Source organism: Oryzihumus sp. (assembly GCF_054325275.1).
The window spans coordinates 21245-37062 of the sequence record NZ_JBTCWL010000010.1 but is presented as its reverse complement, the minus strand read 5'-3'; the positions used below and the strand labels follow the sequence as shown (position 1 = coordinate 37062).

Here is a 15818-nt window from a genome sequence, read left to right as displayed (position 1 = left end):
GTAGCGGGCATCGGCAGGCCGTGGTGCTGATCGGTATCGGGCTGCTGATCCTCGTCCGCGGCGGGGCATTCGGCCTCCGACCGCACGGGACGAGCCCCTCCCGTCCCACACACCGCGGACCGCTCGAACGCGGGCGCCAGGGTCACCCGGCGTGGACGCAGAACTCGTTGCCGTCCGGGTCAGCAAGCACAGTGCCGCCGGCCACGCCACCGTCGAGCCGAGTGGCTCCGAGACGGACCAGACGCTCGACCTCCCCTTCCGGGTCACCACCGGCCAGGGCGAGGTTGAAGCGCTGCCGGTTCCTCTGGATGAGCGGGGCAACGGGCGGGCCTCCCCACGCGACCTTGGTGCCGCCGTGCGGGGACTGGATCGCGGTCTCCTGGTCCTGGTCCCACACCAGCGGCCAGCCCAGCGCCTCGCTCCAGAACAGCCCGACCTCCCGGGTGCCGTCGCAGGCGATCTCCCCGAGGAAGCCGCACCCGGCGAGGTAGGAGTTGCCCGCCTCGATCACGCAGAACTCGTTGCCTTCGGGGTCGGCCAGGACGATGTGGCCCTCCTCGGGGCGCTGCCCCACGTCGAGGTGGCCGGCGCCGAGCCGCAGCGCCGTCGCCACGGTCTGCTGCTGGTCCCCGGAGCGGGCGCTGGTCAGGTGGAGGTGCATGCGGTTCGGTCCCACCTTCTCCGCGAGGCTCGGGACGAACTGAAGGCCGAGCTGCATGCCGTGCCCGGGCAGAAGCGCACCCTCGGCGTCCTCCACGACCTCTCGGCCGAGCAGACCGGCCCAGAACTGCGCCACACGAGCTGGCTCGAGTGCATCGAAGGTCACCGCCAGCAGCCGCAAGGACATGCCCGCACGCTAGGGGTGGGCCAACGGCAAGGCAACCCTCCGGCCGGGAACGCGACTGGGGCCGCTCAGCCTCGGTGGGCGTCGAAGAGCAACCGCACCCGTCGCCGGGCGTAGAGCGCGACGAGCCACGTCGTGAACGCCAGCACGAGGAGCCCGTTGACCGGTTGCGGCGAGGTCAGCGCCGCCGTGGCGGCGGTCCCGCAGACCACCGGCACGACCAGCGGGACGCTCTGCCAGGCCACCATGGCCGGCATCCCCGCGCGCGGGGAGAAGACCCCGATCGGGGGAAGCCCCCGGTACGCGGCCATCACCTGTCCCGCCATGAGCAGTCCCAGCAGGAGGAGAGCCCAGAGCACGCCCAGGAAGGACCCCCGCGTCGACAGTGCCGTCGCCAGGCCCACCCCGCAGACGGTGAGGACGGCCAGCGCGCCGGGCACCACGAGATGGGCCCGCGCCTCGGCCATGGGGCTGAGGCCGAGCAGCGGTGGGGTGCCGGCGTTGTCGCCGTGCAGCCGCAGGCCTTCGGACCAGGCGCCGACACCGAACCAGGCCACGACCAGGCTGACCATCGTGATCAGGCTCGGCGTCCCGGGCGTGGCGGTGTGCACCAGCCCGTAGACCCCGGCCGCCGTGAGCACCAGCCCCGACAGGCCCCGACCGGGAGCCCGGCGCAGCCCGAGCCAGTCCCGCCAGACGAGGGTGCTGACCGGGCCTCGGGCCCGCAGCCGGATCGCGCGTCCCCGCGTGATGGGCGCCGCGATGTCGAGGCGCGCCGCGCGCAGGTCACCGGCGAGCACCGCCCCGCCGACGGTCACCGAGCGCACCGACTGGGTCCGCAGCGCGCTGAGGTGCAGCGCCCGCAGCGACCCCGCGGGACGAAGGAGCAGCGCCGGGACGCGCGCGCGGACGGGCCACCCCCGCACCTGCCCGTGCAGCCAGGCCCCGGCCACGAGGAGCCCCACGAGGGCCCCCGCCGCCACGCCCGGCCCGAGGATGACGGGCCCGGCCAGGGCCGCGATCGCCAGCCCGGCGCCCGACACGAGGCCGATGAGCACGCCGCCGACGGTGCAGCCCAGCAGGGCGACCCGCCACCAGCGACGCAGCACGACGGCGCGGTCCAGCGGGCTGGTCGCGACGTGGTCCAGGTAAGGCAGGTCGGGGACCACCGGCCCGCGGACGCGGCCGGCGCGGAACGCGAACGCCACCGTCGCCAGCAGGACCGCGGCGGCGAGGACGACGCCGCGATACCCGGCCAGGTGCGCCGCGAGCCACCGTGGGTCCAGGAACCGGAAGAACGCCTGCGCGGCCGGGACCCCGTAGCTCGCGGCGGCGATGACCGCGACGTAGATGGCGTAGGTGACGTTGTGCTGGCCGGTGTCCCGCTCCCCGGTGATGAGGTGGCGGGCATCCCGCAGCAGGTCTCCGTCGCGGCTCATGCCGGCACGATGTCGACCACCCGGTCGGCGATCCGCGCGGTCAGGTCCGGGTCGTGGCAGGCGACCACCATCGCGGCCCCGGACTCCTTGCGGGCCATCAGCAGGTCGCCGAGGAGGCGGCGTTTGTGCGTGTCGAGACGCTGCTCGGGCTCGTCCAGCAGCAGGACCCGGGCGGGACGGGTGAGCACCAGCGAGAGGTGGAACAGCTGCTGCTGGCCCGAGGAGAGCTCATGCGGGAAGCGCTCGGCCAGGTGGTCGATCTCGAGGGCGCTCAGCATGGCATCGGCGCGCGCGTCCGCGCCGTCCCCCCGACCCCAGGTGGCCTCCAGGAGGACCAGGTGGTCGACCAGGGTCAGGTCGCGGTATGCCGTGGGCGCCCCCAGGAGGGCGGCAACCGTACGACGCATTGCCGGGTCCCGTTCATCGGCAACGGTTCCGTCGATGGTCGCCTTGCCGTCCGTGGGCGTGGCCATCCCGGCGAGGATCCGCAGCATCGTCGTCTTGCCGCTGCCGTTCTCTCCCCGCAGCACCACGCACTCCCCGGAGCTGACCGCGAGGTCGGTCGGCCTGAGCAGGACGCTGCCGTCGATGGCCTTGCCCACGCCGGTCGCCACGAGCTTGACCGGTGGCTGCGTCTCCATCAGGCGCGCAACCCGTAGCGCAGGTGCACGACCCCGCTGCGGAAACGGTGCTCGTCCAGGAGCTCGAGCTGGACGCGAACGCCTTCCGGCAGCGCGCGCTTGCCGCCACCGACGAGGATGGGGTTGAGCAACAGGTGGCACTCGTCGACCAGACCCGCGGCCATCGCCGCACCCGCGAGCTGTGCACCGCCGATCGAGATGTCGCGGCCCGAGGCCGCCTTGAGCGCCCTGATCGCGGCGGGGTCGAAGTCGCGCTCGATCCGCGTCCGCGCGCTCGAGGGCACCTGCAGGGTTCGCGAGTAGACGATCTTCTCGGCCGCTCGCCAGATCTGCGTAAAGTCCCGGGAGACCGCGCGTTGATCCTCGCCGGTGCCCGCGGTCTCCCAGTAGACCATCGTCTCGTACATCCGACGCCCGTACAGATAGGTGCCGATGGGCCGCTCGAGGTCGTTGACGAAGGCGTGCACCTCCTCATCGGGGGCCGCCCACCCGAACTCGCCGCTAAGGTCCTCGATGTATCCGTCGAGGGAAGCGATCGCCGCGTAGACCAGCCTCGCCATGTCAGACCTCCCGCCGTGTTGAGCACGTCATCGTCGTGGGCCATGGTGCCCCGTCAGTGCGCTGGCCCGTCAGCCCTCCTGACCGAACCTGCACCCACTCCCGAATGACATGATCCCCGGGTGACAGGGACCTCCCCCGACGCCTACCGGCGGCTGGCCGACTCCGCCTGGCGATGGGTGCTGGACCGGGTGCGGTGGGAGGACGGGCCGTGGATCCCCGAGTCGGTGATCCCGGGTGAGGTCACCGAGGTGCCGCAGCATCGGGACGGCATGCACAGTGGCGTGGGCGGCCTGGCCTACGTGCTGGCCGAGGTCCGCCTGACCCGCGCCTGGACCGATGAGGAGCAGACCCTCGCCGGGGCGGTGGCCGACCGGCTGCGGCTGGGGATCGCCGACGAGGAGGACTGCACCTTCTTCGACGGGCTCCCCAGCGCGATCGGGGCCCTCACCGCGCTGCAGCAGCCCGGCGCCGACGCCGCCATCGCCCGGCTGGCAGACCTGGCCACCCCGGACGGGTGGCCGCAGACGGCACTGGGCCCACCGCGATACCTGCCCGGCACCCGCCTCAACGACGCGACACTGGGCACCGGCGGGGTGCTGCTGGCCGCGATGTGGGCCCGCCGCCACGGCGTCGCCGGCGCTGTCCGGGTCGCCGACCACGCCACGCACGTGCTCGTCGCCGAGGCGGAGCACCTGCCGACGGGGACCAACTGGCTGATGGCACCCCGACGGTTCCGGCCCACGCCGTCTCCGCAGATGCCCAACTTCTCCCACGGGCTGGCCGGCATCGCCACGGCGCTCGCGTGCGCCGGCGCCGAGCTCGACCGGCCTGACCTGACGGCGGCCGCGCGCAGCGGCGCCGAGCACCTGGTCACCCTGGGGGACACCAGCGGGCAGGGGTTCGTCCTCCCCCTCCACATCCCCACCCTGCCCGACTTCGAGGAGGTCACCTACACCTGGTGCCACGGCCCGACGGGCACCTCGTTGCTCTTCCCCGCGCTGCACCGCGCGGGCGTCCCTGACGTCGCGGGCGAGGGCACGCTGTCGTGGCATCGCCGGTGCCTGGACAGCGTGCGCACCTCCGGCCTCCCCGCACGCCTGCGCCCGGGCTTCTGGGACAACGACGGTCGCTGCTGCGGCACCGCCGGGGTGGGCGAGGTGTTCCTCGATGCCTGGCAGCGAGCCGGCCACGACGAGGACCTGGACTTCGCGGTCGTGCTCGCCGACGCCCTCGCTGATCGCGCGGTCCACGACGGACCCCACGCCTACTGGCAGTTCGTCGAGCACCGGGCGCCCGAGCCACTCCTTCCCCCCGGCGTGGGCTGGATGCAGGGCGCCGCTGGGATCGCGGCCTTCCTCTTCCGCATCGCCCGTCTCCTGGACGACGGGCCCGCCGCCCCGACGGTGGCACGCATGGACAACTGGTGGGCCCTGCCCACAGACCGGTCGGCCGACCAGCTGGCCTGACGTCCGCCCGCGCTCGTGTGCGGCACCCACGCGCCCGTACCGGTATCCGCGGTCGGTCAGGTCGGCGGGCGGCGGACCTCGTTCGCCTCGCGGAGGACGGCCCAGGCGTCCGCCACCGGACCCAGGTGCCCGAGCTTGTCCGGGTTGAGGACCGCACGGATCGCCTGGATCTGACCGTCGAGGACGTCCAGCGTCCAGGTGTTGAGCACCTTGCCGTCCCGGTCGCGGAAGATCGCTCCCGGCTGCCCGTTCACCTCTTGCGGCTCCACCGTCCCCCCGATCCGGGCGAACAGCGGGAAGGTCGAGACGAGCACACGGGTCACGTTGCCGAGGCCGAAGACGCCCTTGCCCCACAACGGTGCCCGGCCGCCGCCGTCGCCGACGATCTGGACGTCGGCGGCGAGCAGCTCCCGCAGGCCCTCGACGTCACCCTCGCGCAACGCATCGAAGAAGCGCGCCGCCAGCTCGTCGCGCACCCTGCGGTCCGCCTCGAACCGTGGACGCCCCTCGTCCATGTGGCGCCGTGCCCGCACCGCGAGCTGGCGGCAGGCGGCCTCGGACCGGCCCACCGCCGACGCGACCTCGGGGAAGCCGAACCCGAACACCTCGCGCAGCACGAAGACCGCCCGCTCGAGCGGGCTGAGCCGCTCGAGAAGCACCAGGGCCGCCACCGACACCGAGTCGGCCAGCTCCGCCGACCGCGCGGGATCCTCATACGGGTCGGTGAGGAGCGGCTCGGGCAGCCACTGCCCGACATACTCCTCCCGCCGGACCCGCGCCGAACGCACCACGTCGATCGAGATCCGGGTCACCACGGCCGAGAGGAAGGCCTTGGACGATGTCGGGGTCGTCGGGGAGGCCTCGTAGCGCAGCCACGCCTCCTGGACCGCGTCCTCGGCCTCGCTGACGCTGCCCAGGATCCGGTAGGCGATGGCGAACAGCAGCGGCCGCAGCTCCTCGAACTCCTCGGTCCGGGTCACGCCAGCGCCTCACCGACCGAGGCCGCATCCAGCCCGTCCATCACCACGCCGTCGGCGCCCATCCGCCGCAGCGGGCCCAGCTTTGCCGCGCTCGACGTCGTCGTCGTCACCTGGTGCCCCCGCGCCACGAGCTGCGGCACCAGCCGCCGCCCCACGACCCCGGTCCCGCCTGCCACGAACACCCGCATGACCATCACCCTCCCGATCGCTGATTCTGTCTCCGGGACCTCAGACGAGACAGCCCGCCCGTCTGTGACATGGGGCCGGGCTCCCCCGCACCGGCCCCTGCCGTTGACAGGATGACCGGGTGATGACCTCGGGGGACCTGCTGCAGGTGACGGCGGCGCACGGAACGGACGGGGTGAGGGCGTCCGCGGCGATCTGGGCGCGTGCCAAGGCCCGCCGCGACCAGGACCCCGAGCCGGCCGCGGTCGACGACACCATCCCGGGCATCGGGCGGCGGCTCGGCCTCGAGGGAGCCAGGCTTCTGCTGGCCCGGCGGGACGGCCACCCCGTCGGCTTCACCCTGTTCGCACCCCGGGAGCGGACCCTGGAGGTCTTCTACGTCGCCGTCGACCCCGAGGCGTGGGGCTGCGGCGTGGCGAGCCGGCTGCTCCTGGCAGCGGAGGACCAGGCGCGACAGCTCGGTCGCGAGACGCTCGAGCTGTGGGTCATCGACGACAACGCGCGGGGCATCGGCGTCTACGAGAGAGCAGGGTGGGTCGGCACCGATCAGGTGCAACGCGATCCGACCTCCGGCCGGGTCGAACGACGGTTCGTCAGGCACCTGCGCCAGGCATGGCCACCCACCCGAGGGTGACGCGCGCGGTCAGTAGCTGTGGGGGATCTTCCACAGCAGCTTGTCGGACGGCGCGAACTGCTCGAGCACCGGCAGCCGCAGCACGGAGTAGCTCGACCCGCGGGTCCGGCTCCTCCACACGATGGAGCCGCCGCGGGTGACGACCCGCAGCTCGGCCGTGCTCGTCAACGTCAGGTGTGACCCAGCCACGTGGGTGCCGGACTGCCACCTCACCCTCGACCCCTCGCGGTACACGAGGTTCCCGTCCGCCTGCATGGTGAGCGTCTCGATGGGCACGCCCTGCTGGTCGCCCCAGGCGTAGGTGAGCCGGGCCCTGCTGGGCAGCACGCTGTTGGTGGGCATCAGCTGCCAACCCGAACGCGACTGCCAGACAACGCGACCGGATGCCGTTGTCATGACCAGGTTGCCGCTGCTCGTCAGGGTGAGCCGCTTCCCGCCGCGGTTGGCCGTCCCGGTGTGCCACAGCAGGACGTTCGTGCTCGTGCGCAGCGAGAGGTCACCGTTGCAGTGGAAGGCCAGGTAGCTCTTGTCGGTGTTGCTCTGGTGCTGACCGGTGCCGTCGTCACGGAACCAGGTCCCCGTCAGGAAGGTCGTCCGGCCCCGGGGCCCGTCGACCGGGACGGTCTGCTCGATCTCGAGGAAGTCGGGCGCCACGCTCAGGGCGAACCCGCCGTTGACGAGCCGGTCACCGGAGGTGCGCGCTGTCAGGCGGTGGCAGGGCGTCAGGACCGACGGCGGCGTGGCGGCTCGGGCCTCACCGACGGGCACGAGGAGCCCGCTCGCGACCAGCGACACGGCAGCAAGGGCTGCCCTCAGACCACGCACCTCTGGACCCTCCCGGTTTGTCGGGGGTCACAGGGATGCCCCGGCCGCCGAACCTACCGGTCGGGCGCCCGCGTCAGGAGGCTTTTGAGGTCATTCGGGCTGAATTGCGCTGCGCCAGGTCGCATCAGGGCAGCCGCAGGTCGATCCACGGGATGCTCTCGCCCGGCAGGACGTACCGCTCCTTCTGCACGAACCCGTGCCTGAGCGCGGTTGCGCCCGGCTTGTTCGCGCACCTCCTCCAGCGAGAGCTGATGAGCCGGGATGGTCGCGTTGTGGACGTGCTGCCAGTCCCGCAGCGTCACGTCGTCGTCCGGCTGGCGGATGCGGAGGACAGTCACGCCAGCAGCAGACTCGACACAGGCACCGGCCGTCAACTCCGCTGCTACGGAAGCCCGTTGCCACGGCCCGGAGGGCTACCGGGCCAGTGCGAAGGTCCATGTCGACAGGTCGGCCAGGATGGCCTCGGCTGTCGGCAGCCGGGCGGCCAAGTCCTCGGCCTGGCCACGCGCCGCTGAGTCGTCGAGCGCGGGAAGCCAGCCGCCGGCAATCCAGGCCGGCTGCCGTGCGAGCGCCAGTGGCAGGCGTTCGCGTTCGGCGTCGCTGAGCTTCAGGGCGGAGTTCCGGTCGTAGGCGTTGACGAGCTCCCGGACCTGCTGGACCTGCACGTGCCCGGGCGGGTTGTTGCCCGGGTCGAGCAGGTAGAACCACAGCGTCAGGGCCAGCTCCTCGATCCGGTCCCGCTCCCCCAGGAAGTCGAAGTCGAGCACGCCTGCCAGCTGCCGGCCGCGGAAGACGACGTTGTCGTCCCAGAAGTCGCCGTGGAGCAGCTGTCGCACCTGGTCTTGCCCGAGACGCACCTCTTTCTCGGCGATCGCCTCACAGTGCCGTTGCACGTCGTCGGCCAGCGCCGCGAACCGCCGTTCGCCCCAGGCCCGCATCCTGGACGCCCCGCGGCATACCCCGTCGACGACCTGACCCGGGTCAAGGTAGGTGGCATGAGGCGGGGAGGCCACCGGGATGGGCGTTTGCACCGTGCGCAGGGCGTCATGCAGCCGGGCGAGCGCCGCGAAACCCTTGTGCAGCAACGAAAAGGTCCGCATGGGCGTGTCCCAGTCGATGTGCTCCTCGACCTCGACCAGCGTGCCGTCAGGCAGGTGCGACCAGCCGCGCCCGTCAGCGGCTGGGATCGCAGCCGGCACCGGGAGCCCGAACCGGTGCGCGGCGGCTTTCGCCGACTGGATCGCGAGGAGGCGCTCCGGCGTCGTGACGCCGCGGTGGGCCCGCGCCACCACTGCGGAGCCGTCGGCGTAGTCGAACCGCAGGTTGGTGGTCCAGAGACCACCCAGATCGAGCCAGCGCGGCGGGCGAGGAAGGGAGAACGCCGCCAGGACGGACTCCACGAGGCCGACACTGGGCACCACGCGGGGCGGCACGGGGGCTCTGTCGACGGTCACGGAGCGACCCTATTTGCCGCCACGGCTTCCCAGGCGCTCACGGACGAAGGTCAGCCCCTCACGGACGCTCGCGACCAGGGCCTTCGCGAACGACGCGCCGGTCCGCCGCTGCCCGCGCATGGCCTCCACCAGGGCGAAGTAGAGCGCCACCAGGCCCACCAGCGCAGCCCCGACGGCGACGACCCGCGGCAGGCCCACCCACCGCCACGTGGCCAGCACGAGCGCGGCACCGAGTGCGACGACGACGGACGCCAGCCCCACGACGGTGCCCCAGTCCCGGTGACCCCCGCCCTTCATGGGATCAGTATGCGTTCGACCCGCCATCGAGCTCGTCGAGGAAGGTCGTGACGGTGTCGACGACCTGACGCAGCGTGCCGAGCGCGCGGTGCACGTCGGTGCCGTGCTCCAGAGCGTGATCGGCTCCGCTCAGCTCAAGCACCCTGGCTCCTGGCCCGATGTCCGCGTGGCTGTCCCAGAACTGGTCCGCCGTGCCGCCCACCACCAGCGAAGGGGCGGTGAGTCGGGCGACGGCCTCGGCGACTGCCGGCACGGTGAGGACGGGCGTGAGCCACACGCCAGGCAGACCTCGCTCCACGGCGTAGGGCAGGGCCGACCCGCCCAGCGACTTGGCCACCACGAGGTGCTGGCGTGCCGACACCTGGTCAAGCGCGCGGGCCGACTCCCGTGCCGCCTGATCGGGTGTCGCCCGGTCCCCGTGCTCCCAGCAGACCTCGCGCACCGACCAGCCCCGATGGACGAGGAGCATGACGCAGTAGCGCAGCAGCGGAAACCCGGGTGCGTACGCACGCCCGGGCAGGATCGTCGCGACGCGGCTCGGGTCCCCCGGGTGTTCCATCACGTGGCCGACTGTAGACGGCGCAGCCGCGTGAGAGGGTCGCCGTCATGTCGCAGTGGGAGCCCCTCGGGATTCCGTACACCGTCAGCTCCGCCGCATCGGAGGCGACGGTGGCCGCCGCACACCGCGGTGCCCTGACCGCCCTGCGCGGGCGCATCCGCGCGCTCTGCGTCGACGTCATCTGCGACGGAACCTGGCCGGACGAGGTCCGCTGGGCGGTCGACCGGCTCGAGGCCCGACGGCCCGCCAGGTGGTCCCGGTGGCGCCGGCGCTGGCTGGAGCCGAGCATCTCCGTCGACCTCGACCCGCGGGACGACGAGGACTTCGCCCTCGCCGTGGCCGTGGCGCCGTACACGATCTGCGGTACGGGCATCGACGGACGCGACCGGGTCGACTACGACGCCAACGACACCGGCACCAGCGCCTGGTTCGCGCTCACCGGGAGGAGCTCGCGGCCGCGGCCCAGTTCGTGGCGGCCCACCACGGCGACCCCCGGGGCCTCATCCCGTTCACGCGGGGCTGAGCCCTCGACGGGGCCGCGTCGGATCCTCCGTCGCGGACGATGCGGCAGGTATGCGCGGCTGGCTAGGTTCGCAGGAGCCGTGGCCCTTGCCCTGCGGGCCCGTGAGGAGGAGCGGATGCGTTCAGCACGAACAGGACGCGGCGTTCCCGCCGCTCTCGTAGCCGCCTTCCTGCTCGCCGTGCTCACGGCCTGCACTGCCGGCTCCACGACCAGCCAGTCGGCCTCCCCCACGTCGCCGACCAGCGCAGCGAGCGCCGCGTCGCCGACCCCGGCCACAGCGGCCGCGTGCGCCGACGCGGCCGCGCTGAAGGCCTCCCTGCAGGCACTGACCAAGGTGCAGCCCCTCCAGGACGGGCTCACGGCCGTGCGCGCGGCGCTCAACAACGTCAAGACCAGCCTGGACCAGGCGGAGAAGTCGGCCTCCGCCGCGTTGCAGCCCGCCGTCGCACAGGTCAAGTCGGCCCTTGCCCAGCTGGAGACGGCGACCAAGGGAGTGACCGTGGACAACCTGCCGGCGGCGGGTCCACGGATCTCCGGTGCGCTGTCGCAGGTGGCCTCCGCGACCTCGGCGCTGGTAGCCACGATCGCCCAGAGCTGCCCGGGCACATAGTGCGCACGCAGGCGGGTGCCGGCTCCCGGCACCCGCCCGCCGCGGCTGTCGGCTACACCCGCTTGAGGAAGTCGAGCACCCGCTCGGTCACCTGCGCCGAGGCGTCCGCGTCGTAGGACGTCAGCGAGCTGTCGATGAACAGGTGCCGGTCGCCCGGGTAGACGAACAGCTCCCCGTCCTCGACCTCCTTGACCAGCACCCGCGCGGCGTCGATGTCGCCCTCGCCGGCGAAGAACGGGTCGGCGTCCATCCCGTGGACCTGCACCGGCACCCCGGCCGGCCACGGCGTGCCGAACTCCGACGGCGGGACGCAGGCCTCCATGAGCACCGCGCCGCGGGCCCCGGGCCGGGTCTGCGTCAGCAGCTGTGCGGCCATGACGCCAAGAGAGACCCCGGCATACACGACCTCGGCGGGCAGGTCGTCCACGGCCTGGACCCCGCGCTCCTGGACGGTGTCGAAGCCAACCTTCTGCGCGTAGCCGATCCCCTCCTCCAGGGTCGGGAACGTGTGCCCGTCATACAGGTCGGGGGTGTGGACGGTGTGCCCGGCGTCCCGCAGCCGGTCGGCGAACGCCACGACCCCCTCGGTCAGTCCCTGCGCGTGGTGGAACAACACGACCTCAGCCATCGCTGCGGCTCTCCCCTCTGTGGCGGACGGCCACCGTGGCCGACCCCGATGTCATGGCCGGACAGGCTGCCGGCCACGAGGCGATGCTAGAGCCGCTTCCGGACGATCCCCGTCCTGAACCGACCGCACCTGCAGGCCGGGATCGCCTGGTCACCGGCGGGCGAGCTCCAGCTCCAGCATCCGGGCCAGGTCGGCGATCTCCCGGTCGACCTCGGCCTGCATGGCCGGGGTGAACTTCACGTCCTCGTGGACCGCGTTGACCCGCAGCATCCCCGCGCGCAGGTCGGCCGCGGCGTCGAGCTTCCCGACCAGCCGGTCGCCATACAGGATCGGCAGGGCCCAGTAGCCCCACCGGCGCTGGGCCACCGGTTTGTACATCTCCAGCTGGTAGTCGAACTCGAACAGCTCGGCCAGCCGCTTGCGGTCGACGACGAGGCGGTCCAGTGGCGACAGCAGCGCGGCCCGGCCCTCGAACGGCTGCCCCAGCTGGGCCGGGTCCACCCGCCAGGTGCCGCGCACCCCCTCCACCACGGCCGGCTCCCCCGCGTCCCCTGCGTCCAGGGCCTCCGCCGGGCACATCGGACCCTTGCTCCGGGCGATCCCCAGCGACGCCAGGCGCCGCTGGTCCCGCCGGCGGCGAGCCTCCTCGGCGGGCACGGCGGGGTCGTCGGGGTATACGCGGTCGGCCAGGTCCCACAGGCGTCCGAGGCCCTCGCGCGCGGCGACCGCCACCTCGCCCCGGCTCTCCATGAAGTCCAGCAGCCGCACCACGTTGCGGTTGTTGGCCCAGCCGGTCGAGCGCCACGGGACCAGGCAGGTGTCGGGCAGCTCCCGGGCCGGCATCGGCCCTTCGGAGCGCAGCAGCTCCAGGATGTCCCGACGGCACGCGCCGTTGGCCTCGACCCACTCCCGGATCCCGACCTGCCACTCCTTGAGTGGTCCGCGACCGGGCCAGTCCTGCATGTCGGCGCGGAACAGCGCGATGTCCTCCGCGGGGCGAAGGACCCCACGGAACTCCACGACGGACCCGGAGTCGAGCAGGGCGTCGAGGTCGGCGGGAGCGTAGGAGGAGCCGAGCCGGCTCCAGCAGACCAGGTCGGCGCTCGGCGCCACCGCCGCCGTCAGGTCGACCTGCACGAGACCGAGGTGGCGCACCACCGTGAGCAGGTCGGTCGGCCGCGCGGCGTCGAGGAGCTGGGCGCGCACGGCGATCCGGCGCGCGTCCAGGCGGGAGAGCGTGTGCACCACGCCCCCGACCGTAGACGGAGCGACTGGCTGACGGCCGCGGTTCGCCGGGTTCGGCGGCACCTCGCGCAGGTCAGGACAGGACGAGCCAGGTCCGGCCGTCGATGAGCTCACGGGCCGCGTCGAGGTGACCGGCGTGGACGGCGGTCTCGGTGAGCACGTGGAGGACGACCTCACGGGCGGTGTCGAGCCGCCAGCCACCGAAGAAGTCGGGCCACCACGCCGGCGGCGTGTCCAGCGACATCTCGGCGAGGAGGGCGTCGGCGCGCTCGGCCTGCGCGCGGTAGAGCGCGAACACCGACTCGGCCGACGTCTCCGGGCCCACCTGCCAGGCGTCCGCCGGGTTGCCCGTGACCTCGGCAATGGCGGCAGGGTCGCCGGCGAGCACGGCCTGGAACCAGAACCGCTCGTCGTCCAGGGCCAGGTGCCGCAGCAGCCCCAGGCAGCTCCACCCCGACGGCAGCACCGGCCGGCGCAGCGCCTCGTCGTCGAGGCCCTCGAGGATGCCCAGGACGTGGCGCCGCTGCGCGTTCAGGTGCGCCAGGAGCAGCTGGTGCTCGGCGCTGACATCTGTCGTGCTCACGTGGTCCTCCGGTGTCGTTGCGGGTGAAGGTGGTGCGGCTCAGGAGCCGATGCCCTGGGCGACTTCCCAGCTGTGCCCGTCGGGGTCGGTGAACGTGGCCGTGCGCATCCCCCACGGCTGGTCCACCGGGCCGGTCAACAGCGTCACGCCGCGCCGCTCCAGGTCGGCGCAGACGGCGTCGACGTCCTGCACCCACACGCTGAGCTGGAACCGCGACCCGGCCTCGGCGGGTGCGACCGACGCCGGGGCGACCAGACCTGAGGCGGCCGAATGGTGCAGCAGGTTGACCACGAGGTTGTCGAACTTCAGCGCGACCGAGACCTCGTCCTCGTAGACGACGGGCACGTCGAAGACCTCGCGGTAGAACGACTTTGCCGCTGGCACGTCCTCGACGAACAGGCTCATGGCACTGACCGTCCTCAGTGACTCGCTCACGACCATCCCCTTCCCCACCGCCGGCCGCTGCGGCCGGCGAGCTGCGCACGCCGTGTGCCCGCGCTCACCGCACCGTACCGGTGGCTCCGCCTCCGCCGCCGTGTCCACGCGCGGTTGGCGTCGAGGAGCTCCAGGACCTCGGCGGTGGCGCCGCATCCCGGCATACAGGAACTGCCGCGGGGCAGTCGACGGCGCGCGGGAAGGGGCTGCGGACCTAGCCCCGCGCGGGCAGCTCCTGGAGCACCCAGAGGTTGCCATCCGGGTCGCTGAACCGGACGAACTGCCCCCACGGCTGCACGTCGACCTCGCTGGCCTCGACGCCGCGCTCGAGCAGCTCGCGGCGGGTCGCCTCGGCGTCGTCGATGACGATCATGACCCCGCGCAGGCTGCCCGGCTCCATCTCGACGATGCCGGTGCCGATGACGATGGAGCAGGCCGACCCCGGTGGGGTGAGCTGCACGAACCGCACGGTCTCGTCGACCTGGTGGTCGTGGTCGGCGTGGAAGCCGACCTGCTCGACGTAGAACTTCTTGGCCCGGTCGACGTCGGTGACGGGCACGGGCACCACTTCGATCTTCCAGCTCATGACGTGCACGCTACGGGTGGCCACCGACAGGCCCGGGCCGTGCGGCGCGACCCGTCGCGGCAGACTTCAGGCGTGGACACCGACAGCACGATCGCGCTCGTCACCGGCGGCAGCCGCGGCATCGGCGCGCGGACCGCCCTGACCCTGGCCCGCCACGGGTGGGACGTCGCGATCTCCTACCGCGAGCGCGAAGCCGACGCCACGGCCGTGGTGGAGGCGTGCCGCGAGGCGGGAGCTCGGGCGGTCGCCGTCCGGGCCGACGTCGCCGTGGAGGCCGACCTGGTCGCGCTGTTCTGCGCGGTCGACGACCGGCTCGGCCGGCTCGATGCGCTGGTCAACAACGCCGGCATCGTCCCGCCGCTGCGGCGCGTCGAGGACTACACCGCCGCCCGGCTCGAACAGGTGCTCGCCGTGAACGTGGCCGGCCCGTTCCTCGCCGCGCGGGAGGCGGTGCGCCGGATGTCCACCGCACACGGTGGTCGCGGCGGGGTCATCGTCAACGTCTCCTCCCGCGCGGCGGCCCTCGGCGCGCCCGGGGAGTACGTCGACTACGCCGCCAGCAAGGCCGCCATCGACGCGATGACGATCGGCCTGGCCAGGGAGGTCGCCGGCGAGGGCATCCGCGTCGTCGGGGTCAGCCCGGGCCTGATCGACACCGGGATCCACGCCCCCGGACGGCTCGACCGTCTCGGTCACACCCCTCCCCTGGGCCGGCCCGGGACGCCGGCGGAGGTCGCCGACGCCATCGCGTGGCTGGTCTCGGACGAGGCGTCCTACGTCACCGGCAGCACCCTGGACATCAGCGGCGGCCGCTAGACCGACCACTCCCCCCTCCCCCCGCGTACCGGCGTGGCCGCGTGGCCGGCTACATCCGCTCGGTGAACCCTCCCCGCCAGTCCGGCGCGTCGAACGGTTGCGGGTAGTAGCGCGTCTCCCGGGCGATGCGGCCGTCGGCGTCGAGCTCGAAGACGGCCACCACCTGCCAGTGGTCCTCGCCGTACCGCCCGTCGGCCTCGGCCACCCACACCCGGCCGCACCCGACGACACGGCGCAGGGTGAACGCGGGGCCGCCACCGGGGAAGGACTCCTGCATCCGGCGCATGTCCTCGCGTCCACGGACGCGCTCGCCGGACTGCGGCATCTCCATGACGAAGTCCGGGCGCCGCAGCTCGTACTCCCGTTCCGGCGACAGCCCGCCGCCCTCGGCCAGCCCGAGCATCCGTTCCACCCCCTCGCGCATGGCGGCCGCGTCGTCCTCGGCCACAGCCCGCCGGAACAGGTCGCGCACATCCGTCTCGCCCATCGCCACTGCTCCTCCCGTC

20 protein-coding genes are annotated in these 15818 nt (G+C 73.0%); 4 read left to right on the top strand and 16 right to left on the bottom strand.

Features of this window, described 5'->3' with window-relative positions:
- Window positions 1-142: 142 nt before the first annotated feature.
- The 4 genes from ACXVGS_RS04150 to ACXVGS_RS04135 all read right to left on the bottom strand — a co-directional run bounded on the left by ACXVGS_RS04150 (window position 143) and on the right by ACXVGS_RS04135 (window position 3484).
- Window positions 143-847 carry a VOC family protein gene (locus ACXVGS_RS04150; RefSeq protein ID WP_458528214.1) on the bottom strand — a complete coding sequence of 235 codons (705 nt, stop codon included), beginning with the start codon at window positions 845-847 and terminating at the stop codon, window positions 143-145.
- Window positions 848-912: 65 nt separating this feature from the next.
- The gene (locus ACXVGS_RS04145) at window positions 913-2283 is read right to left on the bottom strand and encodes a hypothetical protein (RefSeq protein WP_458536658.1); all 1371 of its coding nucleotides are present in this window, start codon (window positions 2281-2283) and stop codon (window positions 913-915) included.
- Window positions 2280-2924: an ABC transporter ATP-binding protein gene (locus ACXVGS_RS04140; protein WP_458528212.1), complete on the bottom strand. Its 645-nt coding sequence runs from the start codon at window positions 2922-2924 to the stop codon at window positions 2280-2282. The genes ACXVGS_RS04145 and ACXVGS_RS04140 overlap by 4 nt, the downstream gene beginning before the upstream one ends.
- Window positions 2924-3484 carry a dihydrofolate reductase family protein gene (locus ACXVGS_RS04135; RefSeq protein WP_458528211.1) on the bottom strand — a complete coding sequence of 187 codons (561 nt, stop codon included), beginning with the start codon at window positions 3482-3484 and terminating at the stop codon, window positions 2924-2926. The genes ACXVGS_RS04140 and ACXVGS_RS04135 overlap by 1 nt, the downstream gene beginning before the upstream one ends.
- Before the next feature lie 120 nt (window positions 3485-3604).
- Between ACXVGS_RS04135 and ACXVGS_RS04130 the strand changes: the two genes are divergently transcribed.
- Window positions 3605-4951 (top strand): lanthionine synthetase LanC family protein, encoded by a 1347-nt coding sequence (locus ACXVGS_RS04130; protein WP_458536657.1) that lies wholly within the window; start codon window positions 3605-3607, stop codon window positions 4949-4951.
- Between the two features lie 56 nt (window positions 4952-5007).
- Here ACXVGS_RS04130 and ACXVGS_RS04125 read toward each other — a convergent pair whose 3' ends face one another.
- Both ACXVGS_RS04125 and ACXVGS_RS04120 read right to left on the bottom strand, forming a co-directional pair.
- Window positions 5008-5931, bottom strand: a complete 924-nt coding sequence (locus ACXVGS_RS04125) for an RNA polymerase sigma-70 factor (RefSeq protein WP_458536656.1) — start codon at window positions 5929-5931, stop codon at window positions 5008-5010.
- A complete protein-coding gene (locus ACXVGS_RS04120; RefSeq protein ID WP_458536655.1) occupies window positions 5928-6119 on the bottom strand; it encodes an NAD(P)H-binding protein in 192 nt (63 codons plus the stop codon). Before ACXVGS_RS04120 ends, ACXVGS_RS04125 begins: the two co-directional genes overlap by 4 nt.
- A 122-nt stretch (window positions 6120-6241) precedes the next feature.
- On the opposite strand from ACXVGS_RS04120, the gene ACXVGS_RS04115 reads away from it, so the two are divergent.
- A complete protein-coding gene (locus tag ACXVGS_RS04115) occupies window positions 6242-6751 on the top strand; it encodes a GNAT family N-acetyltransferase (RefSeq protein WP_458528207.1) in 510 nt (169 codons plus the stop codon).
- Between the two features lie 9 nt (window positions 6752-6760).
- On the opposite strand, the gene ACXVGS_RS04110 is transcribed toward ACXVGS_RS04115, so the two are convergent.
- The 4 genes from ACXVGS_RS04110 to ACXVGS_RS04095 form a co-directional block, all read right to left on the bottom strand.
- Window positions 6761-7576: a hypothetical protein gene (locus tag ACXVGS_RS04110; protein ID WP_458528206.1), complete on the bottom strand. Its 816-nt coding sequence runs from the start codon at window positions 7574-7576 to the stop codon at window positions 6761-6763.
- A gap of 413 nt (window positions 7577-7989) precedes the next feature.
- Window positions 7990-9030: a phosphotransferase enzyme family protein gene (locus tag ACXVGS_RS04105; RefSeq protein ID WP_458536654.1), complete on the bottom strand. Its 1041-nt coding sequence runs from the start codon at window positions 9028-9030 to the stop codon at window positions 7990-7992.
- Between the two features lie 9 nt (window positions 9031-9039).
- The gene (locus tag ACXVGS_RS04100) at window positions 9040-9327 is read right to left on the bottom strand and encodes a hypothetical protein (protein ID WP_458536653.1); all 288 of its coding nucleotides are present in this window, start codon (window positions 9325-9327) and stop codon (window positions 9040-9042) included.
- Window positions 9328-9331: 4 nt separating this feature from the next.
- Window positions 9332-9889, bottom strand: coding sequence for a hypothetical protein (locus tag ACXVGS_RS04095; RefSeq protein ID WP_458527584.1), 558 nt, complete (start codon window positions 9887-9889; stop codon window positions 9332-9334).
- Between the two features lie 44 nt (window positions 9890-9933).
- Between ACXVGS_RS04095 and ACXVGS_RS04090 the strand changes: the two genes are divergently transcribed.
- Entirely contained in the window at window positions 9934-11019 is a 1086-nt protein-coding gene (locus ACXVGS_RS04090) for a hypothetical protein (protein WP_458536652.1), read from the top strand.
- A gap of 52 nt (window positions 11020-11071) precedes the next feature.
- On the opposite strand, the gene ACXVGS_RS04085 is transcribed toward ACXVGS_RS04090, so the two are convergent.
- The 5 genes from ACXVGS_RS04085 to ACXVGS_RS04065 all read right to left on the bottom strand — a co-directional run bounded on the left by ACXVGS_RS04085 (window position 11072) and on the right by ACXVGS_RS04065 (window position 14496).
- Entirely contained in the window at window positions 11072-11647 is a 576-nt protein-coding gene (locus tag ACXVGS_RS04085) for a dienelactone hydrolase family protein (protein WP_458527581.1), read from the bottom strand.
- Window positions 11648-11797: 150 nt separating this feature from the next.
- Window positions 11798-12895, bottom strand: coding sequence for a DNA glycosylase AlkZ-like family protein (locus ACXVGS_RS04080; protein WP_458536651.1), 1098 nt, complete (start codon window positions 12893-12895; stop codon window positions 11798-11800).
- Window positions 12896-12965: 70 nt separating this feature from the next.
- Window positions 12966-13475, bottom strand: a complete 510-nt coding sequence (locus tag ACXVGS_RS04075; protein WP_458527579.1) for a DinB family protein — start codon at window positions 13473-13475, stop codon at window positions 12966-12968.
- 39 nt (window positions 13476-13514) lie between these two features.
- Window positions 13515-13910, bottom strand: a complete 396-nt coding sequence (locus ACXVGS_RS04070) for a VOC family protein (protein ID WP_458527578.1) — start codon at window positions 13908-13910, stop codon at window positions 13515-13517.
- A 214-nt stretch (window positions 13911-14124) separates the two neighbouring features.
- Window positions 14125-14496: a glyoxalase superfamily protein gene (locus ACXVGS_RS04065; protein ID WP_458527577.1), complete on the bottom strand. Its 372-nt coding sequence runs from the start codon at window positions 14494-14496 to the stop codon at window positions 14125-14127.
- A gap of 72 nt (window positions 14497-14568) precedes the next feature.
- Between ACXVGS_RS04065 and ACXVGS_RS04060 the strand changes: the two genes are divergently transcribed.
- A complete protein-coding gene (locus tag ACXVGS_RS04060; protein WP_458527576.1) occupies window positions 14569-15312 on the top strand; it encodes an SDR family oxidoreductase in 744 nt (247 codons plus the stop codon).
- A 49-nt stretch (window positions 15313-15361) separates the two neighbouring features.
- Here the strand turns inward: ACXVGS_RS04060 and ACXVGS_RS04055 are convergent, their stop codons facing one another.
- Window positions 15362-15799: a hypothetical protein gene (locus ACXVGS_RS04055; RefSeq protein ID WP_458527575.1), complete on the bottom strand. Its 438-nt coding sequence runs from the start codon at window positions 15797-15799 to the stop codon at window positions 15362-15364.
- Window positions 15800-15818: the final 19 nt, after the last annotated feature.